Source organism: Streptomyces sp. NPDC048255, from assembly GCF_040652415.1.
Classification (GTDB): Bacteria; Actinomycetota; Actinomycetes; order Streptomycetales; family Streptomycetaceae; genus Streptomyces.
On the sequence record NZ_JBEZMA010000059.1, the window covers coordinates 37764 to 44080 of the forward strand.

Consider the following 6317-nt stretch of genomic DNA (forward strand, 5'->3'; position numbering starts at 1 on the left):
GGTCGGCTGAGCCGGAACCTAGCAAGCACTGGGTTCCGGCCACGACGTCGAGCAGGCTTCGGGGTGGCGACGGTTCGGTCACGGCCCGCCCCGCGCCCACGGGCGCCGCCGGGGAGAGCTCAGCCGAGGGGCTTCTCGAAGCTGAAGGCGGTCACGGACATCCGCTCGCGGAAGTAGAAGCGGTGCGCCTCCGTCCGCTGGGTTCCGGAGTCGAGGGCGAGCGCCGTGCAGGAAGCGACCCTGGCGTGGTCCTCCAGGTGCGCGAGGAGCGCGCGGCCCACCCCGGAGGAACGGGCGGTGGCACTGGTGACCAGGTCGTCGACGTAGAGCTTGCGGACCAGGTAGGTGTTGGCGACGATCCGCCAGCCGGCCGCGCCCACGCAGACGCCGTCCGCGTCGTACGCCGCGGTGAAGCGCAGCCCTTGGGGGTGGCCTTCGGAGAGGACGGAGCGGAAGAGGTCCTCGGTGAGGTGCGGGCGCAGTTCGCGCAGCACGGGCAGCAGGTCGCCGGTCATCCGGGGGTCGCCCGGCTCAAGGTCGATGATCTTCATGAGGTCAGCCTAAGGGGCCCGTTCCGGCGGGCCGCAGGGTCCCCGGTGCCACTCAGCGGGCCGGGAACCGGGCCCGTGCGCTCAGACCGCCCTCCGGCCGGGCCACCGCCGTGACCGAGCCCTGGTGCGCCACCACGATGGAGCGGACGATCGCCAGCCCCAGGCCGTGCCCCGCGCCCACCCGGGGCCGCGCCCGGTAGAAGGGCTCGAAGAGCCGACGAGATTCTCCGGCTCAAGCGGGGAAGGCTCACCCTGCCCTGGGGAGAGCCGTCTCGTTCCGGCTCCGGCGACGTGTCGAAACGGGGGGAGCGGCTCCGACGTCTCGGGTGAAAGGCCCGGTCCACCCGGCTGAGGGCCGGTGAACAGAAGGAGTGGTACCCCATGAAGTACATGCTGATGATCCTCGGGAAGCAGGACGACTACGACGCCATGTCCGGCAAGGGCACCGGCGACAGCCCGGCCTGGTCCGAAGCGGAGCTCCAGGCCATGTACGCCCACATGGGCGCGATCAACGACGACCTCGCCGAGTCGGGGGAGCTGGTCGACGCGCAAGGGCTCACCGAACCCCGGCAGGCCCGCTTGGTGACGGCCGGCGCCGACGGCGCCCCGGTGGTGTCCGACGGCCCGTACGGAGAGGCCAAGGAGGTGCTCGCCGGGTACTGGGTCGTCGACGTTCCCGACTTCGCGCGGGCCGCCGAGATCGCCGCCCGCGCGTACGCCTGCCCCGTACCCGAGGGCTCACCGAACTACCCCGTCGTCGTCCAGCCCGTCGACAGCGGCTCGGGGACCGAGATGTGACGGCCGACCCCACCCCGACGGTCGAGGACCTGCTGCGCCTGCTGGCACCGCAGGTCCTCGGCGCGCTCGTGCGCCGCTACGGCCACTTCGACACCGCCGAGGACGCCGTACAGGAGGCCCTGCTCGCCGCCGCACGCCAGTGGCCCGAGGAGGGCCGCCCGGCCAACCCGCGCGGCTGGCTGATCCGGGTCGCCTCCCGCCGGCTCGTGGACCAGCTGCGCAGCGAGGACGCCCGGCGGCGCCGCGAGGAGACCGCCGCCGGGCTGACCCCGCGCGACGAGTTCCTCGTACCGCCGCCGGGGGAGAGCCGCGCCCCCGCCGAGGACGACACCCTCGCGCTGCTCTTCCTGTGCTGCCACGCCGAGCTGGCCCCGGCCGCCCGGATCGCCCTGACGCTGCGGGCCGTGGGCGGCCTGACCACCGCCGAGATCGCCCGCGCCCACCTCGTGCCCGAGGCCACCATGGCCCAGCGGATCAGCCGCGCCAAACGACGGATCAAGGCCTCGGGGACGCCCTTCGGCATGCCGCGGCCGGACGAGCACACCGAACGGCTCGGGGACGTGCTCCAAGTGCTGTACCTGATCTTCAACGAGGGGTACACCGCCACCTCCGGAACGGACCTGCAACGCCCCGACCTCGCCGCCGAGGCCATCCGCCTCACCCGCGCCGTGCACGCGCTGCTGCCGGAGGACGGCGAGGTGGCCGGCCTGCTGGCCCTCATGCTGCTCACCGACGCCCGCCGCCCCGCCCGTACGGGGCCGGGCGGCAGCCTGGTCCCCCTCGCCGAACAGGACCGCACCCGCTGGAACGGCGCCGCCATCGCCGAGGGGGTCGCGCTGGTCAGCGCGGCGCTCACGCGCACCCGGCTCGGCCCCTACCAGCTGCGCGCCGCCATCGCCGCCGTCCACGACGAGGCCGCGAGCGACGAGGACACCGACTGGGCCGAGATCCTCGCCCTGTACGAGCTCCTGATCCGCCTCGTCCCCGGCCCCGTGGAGCGGCTCGGCCACGCGGTCGCCGTGGCCATGGTGCACGGGCCGCGCCCAGCTCTGGAACTGCTGGCCGCCCTGGACGAGGACGACCGCATCGCCGGTCACCACCGGCTCGAAGCCGTACGGGCCCACCTGCTGGAACGGGCCGGCGACCTGCCGGCGGCGCGCGCCGCCTACGCGAAGGCCGCCGGGCTCACCCTCAGCATCCCCGAGCGCCGCTACCTCCAGTCACGGGCCGCCCGCATCGGCGGTGACCCGGGGCGGGACACCGGTGGCGATGACCCGGGGCCCGGCACCGGCGGACCGCCGTCCGCATGACGGGCCGTCCGCATGACGGGCCGTCCGCATGACGGACGTGGTCCACCGCTGTCAGACCGCGCGCCTATCCTTGATCATGTGAGCCCGACCCCTGCCCCCGCCCCCGAGCGACCCCTCGCCGAGATCAACTCCGACATCCGCGGCCTCTTCGCCCGCGCCGAGGGCCGCCTGTCCGACGCCGAGCGCGTCCGGCACGCCGTGCTGCTGGAGGAATGGGCCGCGGCGATAAAGGCCTCGGTCGTCCCGGCTGCCTAGTGCTGTGACCGGCAAGGTTTGCCGGGTCGCGCCGCCCGGTACGGCACTTCGCCGCGTTGTCGGACCGTGCCGGTACGTCCAGTACGAGCCGCGGCCCTCCGCCTTGCGATGCACCGCACCGGACGACGCGACCCGGCAAACCTTTCCGGCCACAGCACTAGGTCCCGTCCGGTCACAGCACTAGCCGCGCGGTTGCCGCCACATCCCCCACAGGACCGGGCCGCCCCCCGGCAGCCGCAGCTCCTCGCGCACGGTGAAGCCGAAGTGCTCGTAGAGGGGCACGTTCGACGGCTTCGAGGACTCCAGATAGACGGGCAGACCCGCCGCGTCGGCCTTCGCCAGCCCCGAGCGCAGCAGGGCGGCGCCCTGGCCCTGGCCCTGGGCGGCCGGGTCGGCGCCGATCAGCGCCAGGTACCAGTGCGGTTCCTGCGGGGTGTGCCCGGCGGCGGCCTCCACGGCCGCCCCGAACAGCGGAGCCCGGTCACCGAGGATGTTCTGGAGTTCCTGGATGGTGTCCGCGTCGGGAACGGCCTTGGCCTGCGCCTGCGGCGGTACCCAGAACGCTGCTGCCGCCGCGGTGCGCTCGCACACGCCGTGGCGGACGTACTGCCGGGTAAAGATCGTGCCGAAGTAGCGTTCCAGCGCGGCCTCGCGCGAGGCGTCGTCGGGGAAGAACCAGCGCATCATCGGGTCGTCGTCGAAGGCGCGGGCCAGCGAGCGGCCGATCAGCGGAGCGTCGTCGAGCGTTGCCGTATTCGGCGTGTTCGTCATGGTCATACAGGTCATTCTGCACCCGATGATCTTGGACGGTGGGGCGGGGTCCCGGTTCGTCCGCGGGGGCAAGGAGACGGCCTGGCGCGGAAGTTCCGGGAAGGGCAGCAGCGAGACGTGTCAGCGGCGGCCGCGGCGGCGCCGGGCTGAGGACCGCCCGGTGGGCAGCGTGGCCGTGGCCGTGTCGGACCGGTGAAACCGGGCGGCGGCGGCAGTCTTCTCCTACGAGGGGGTGTCGTGTCGGACAGGCCGGACCAACGCCGGACGGCCCGGGCCCGGCATGATCGGCAAGACACCCCCTGGACCCGCGCCGGGCTCCTCCCGGCGCGTCCGCACGCACGAGAAGGTGGACCATGAGCGAGCTGCGCAGTCTCCTTGAGGCCCATGTCATCGACGGAGCGCTGCCCGGCGCGGTGGCACTGATTGCCCGCGGCGAGGACGTCGAGGTCGCCGCCGTCGGTGCGGTGGACATGGCCGGCTCCGCGCCCATGGCCCGCGACTCCCTCTTCCGGGTGGCCTCGCTCACCAAACCGGTGGTCGCCGCGGCCACGATGGTGCTGATCGAGGACGGGCTCCTCGCCCTCGGCTCGCCGGTGGCGCGCTGGCTGCCGGAACTCGCCGATCCGGTTGTCGTCCGTACGCCGTCCTCACTCGTCGACGACGTGGTCCCCGCCGAACGCCCGATCACCGTCGCCGATCTGCTGACCTCCCGGGCCGGGTACGGCTTCCCCTCCGACTTCTCGCTGCCCGCGCTCCAACCCCTGATCAGCGTGCTGAAGCAAGGGCCGCCGCAGCCCCAGCACATCGCGGACCCGGACACCTGGATGGCGAGGCTGGCGCGCATCCCGCTCCTGTACCAGCCGGGCCGGGAATGGCTCTACAACACCTGCTCCGACATCCTCGGGGTGCTCCTCGCGCGCGCCGCGGGACAGAGCCTGCCGGACCTGCTGGCCGAGCGGATCTTCGAGCCGCTCGGCATGCGGGACACCGCGTTCGCCGTACCGCCGGAGCAGCTCCACCGCTTCACCAGCTACTACCGGACGGCCCCCGCCGGCGGAGCCCTGGAGCTCGCCGACGCGCCCGGCGGCCAGTGGAGCACCGTGCCCCCGTTCCCCTCCGGGGCGGACGGGCTGGTCTCCACTGCCGACGACCTGTACGCCTTCGGCCGCATGCTCCTCGCGGAGGGCGCGTACGCGGGCGGGCGGCTGCTCGCGCCGGACTCCGTACGGCAGATGACCTCCGACCACCTCACCGCACCCCAGCGCGAGGCGGCCGCGCTCTTCCTGGACGGCCAGGGCTGGGGCTACGGCGGCTCGGTCGACGTCGCCCGCCTCGACCCCTGGAACGTCCCCGGCCGCTACGGCTGGATCGGCGGCACCGGCACCGCCGCCCACGTCGTGCCCGCTACCGGTGCGGTCACCGTCCTGCTCACCCAGCGGGAGACGGACAGCCCGGCCGTGCCCGCCCAGATGCGGGAGTTCTGGGCCTACGCCGCCCGGCGCTGAAGGGCGTCCCGGGGGCCCGCAGGCCCACTCCTGCGGAACGCGGCGTCCCGGCATCATGGCGGCATGACGACCGAATCCCGTGCTCGTTCCTTCAGTTCCGCGGCCGCCCGCTACGCCGCCTACCGGCCCTCGTACCCGCCCGCGCTCTTCGATGCCGTGGCCGAGCTCGCCGGCTTCCCCCTGGCCGGCGCCCGCGTGGCCGACGTCGGGGCCGGGACGGGGATCGCCACCGCCCTCCTGGAGGAGCGCGGGGCCCGGGTGGTCGCGGTGGAGCCGGGCGACGGCATGGCCGAGGAGTTCCGGCACCGCAATCCGCGGACCCCGCTCGTGCGCGGGGACGGCAACCGCCTTCCCCTCGCGACCGGTTGCCTGGACCTGCTGACCTACGCGCAGTCCTGGCACTGGACGGACCCCGCCCGCGCCGTACCCGAGGCGCTCCGGGTGCTGCGCCCGGGCGGGGCGCTGGCGGTCTGGTCGAACGACCCGGACGTCCGCGTCGGCTGGACGGCCGACCAACAGGCCCGCATCGAGGCGCGGTTCGGCCCCGGCTACTACATCAACGAGCACCCCCGCCCGCAGGAGGGCCTGCGCTTCACCGTCCGCCGCCTGTCGTGGTCGCGCCGCCTCACGGTCGACACGCACCTGGCCAAGCTGGCCACACACTCGCTCTTCCTCGTCGGGGAGCCCGGCACCGATGCCTTCCTCGCCGACGAACGCGCACGCCTCATGGCCCGGTTCCCGGACGGCCGGCTGGAGGAGCACTACGTGGTCGACCTGCGCGTGGCCGTCCGCGCGCACGACACGGAGGGGCTGTTCGGGTGAACTCGCGCAACCCGTCGTGGTTTCCGCCGTTGATCAAGGCGCTCACCACCATGCACTCGTGCAACCGAAGGACCAATAATGATCAAGAAGATTATGGCCACCGCAGCTGCCACCGCTTCCCTCGTCGGCGCGGGCGCCGCCATGGCCGCCCCGGCCATGGCGATCGGCAACGACCACGGGATCAACACCGTCAACGGCAACGGTGCCCACCAGATCTACGGCAACCAGAAGACCCACGGTGACCTGAGCCCGCAGCTCGGTCTCGTCCAGGGCACCCTGAACAAGCCCTGCATCGGTCTGCCGGC

At 73.5% G+C, this 6317-nt stretch carries 8 protein-coding genes and 1 pseudogene; 6 read left to right on the top strand and 3 right to left on the bottom strand.

The window, feature by feature from the left end:
* Nucleotides 1-119: 119 nt before the first annotated feature.
* Together AB0D94_RS31315 and AB0D94_RS31320 are read right to left on the bottom strand one after the other, a co-directional pair.
* Nucleotides 120-551 carry a GNAT family N-acetyltransferase gene (locus AB0D94_RS31315; RefSeq protein ID WP_362058799.1) on the bottom strand — a complete coding sequence of 144 codons (432 nt, stop codon included), beginning with the start codon at nucleotides 549-551 and terminating at the stop codon, nucleotides 120-122.
* 52 nt (nucleotides 552-603) lie between these two features.
* Nucleotides 604-765: pseudogene (locus tag AB0D94_RS31320) on the bottom strand (ATP-binding protein); the annotation flags it as partial.
* 167 nt (nucleotides 766-932) lie between these two features.
* On the opposite strand from AB0D94_RS31320, the gene AB0D94_RS31325 reads away from it, so the two are divergent.
* The 3 genes from AB0D94_RS31325 to AB0D94_RS31335 all read left to right on the top strand — a co-directional run bounded on the left by AB0D94_RS31325 (nucleotide 933) and on the right by AB0D94_RS31335 (nucleotide 2914).
* The gene (locus AB0D94_RS31325) at nucleotides 933-1349 is read left to right on the top strand and encodes a YciI family protein (protein WP_362058802.1); all 417 of its coding nucleotides are present in this window, start codon (nucleotides 933-935) and stop codon (nucleotides 1347-1349) included.
* Entirely contained in the window at nucleotides 1346-2659 is a 1314-nt protein-coding gene (locus AB0D94_RS31330; RefSeq protein WP_362058805.1) for a sigma-70 family RNA polymerase sigma factor, read from the top strand. The genes AB0D94_RS31325 and AB0D94_RS31330 overlap by 4 nt, the downstream gene beginning before the upstream one ends.
* A 78-nt stretch (nucleotides 2660-2737) precedes the next feature.
* A complete protein-coding gene (locus AB0D94_RS31335) occupies nucleotides 2738-2914 on the top strand; it encodes a hypothetical protein (RefSeq protein ID WP_362058808.1) in 177 nt (58 codons plus the stop codon).
* Between the two features lie 180 nt (nucleotides 2915-3094).
* Here AB0D94_RS31335 and AB0D94_RS31340 read toward each other — a convergent pair whose 3' ends face one another.
* The gene (locus AB0D94_RS31340; protein ID WP_362058811.1) at nucleotides 3095-3691 is read right to left on the bottom strand and encodes a GNAT family N-acetyltransferase; all 597 of its coding nucleotides are present in this window, start codon (nucleotides 3689-3691) and stop codon (nucleotides 3095-3097) included.
* A gap of 347 nt (nucleotides 3692-4038) precedes the next feature.
* Between AB0D94_RS31340 and AB0D94_RS31345 the strand changes: the two genes are divergently transcribed.
* From AB0D94_RS31345 to AB0D94_RS31355, 3 genes are all read left to right on the top strand, one after another.
* On the top strand, nucleotides 4039-5190 hold the full coding sequence (locus AB0D94_RS31345; protein ID WP_362058814.1) for a serine hydrolase domain-containing protein: 1152 nt from the start codon (nucleotides 4039-4041) through the stop codon (nucleotides 5188-5190).
* 63 nt (nucleotides 5191-5253) lie between these two features.
* Nucleotides 5254-6012 (top strand): class I SAM-dependent methyltransferase, encoded by a 759-nt coding sequence (locus AB0D94_RS31350; protein WP_362058817.1) that lies wholly within the window; start codon nucleotides 5254-5256, stop codon nucleotides 6010-6012.
* A gap of 78 nt (nucleotides 6013-6090) precedes the next feature.
* Nucleotides 6091-6317 (top strand): rodlin (locus tag AB0D94_RS31355; protein ID WP_362058820.1); only part of this gene is annotated, 227 nt, incomplete at its 3' end.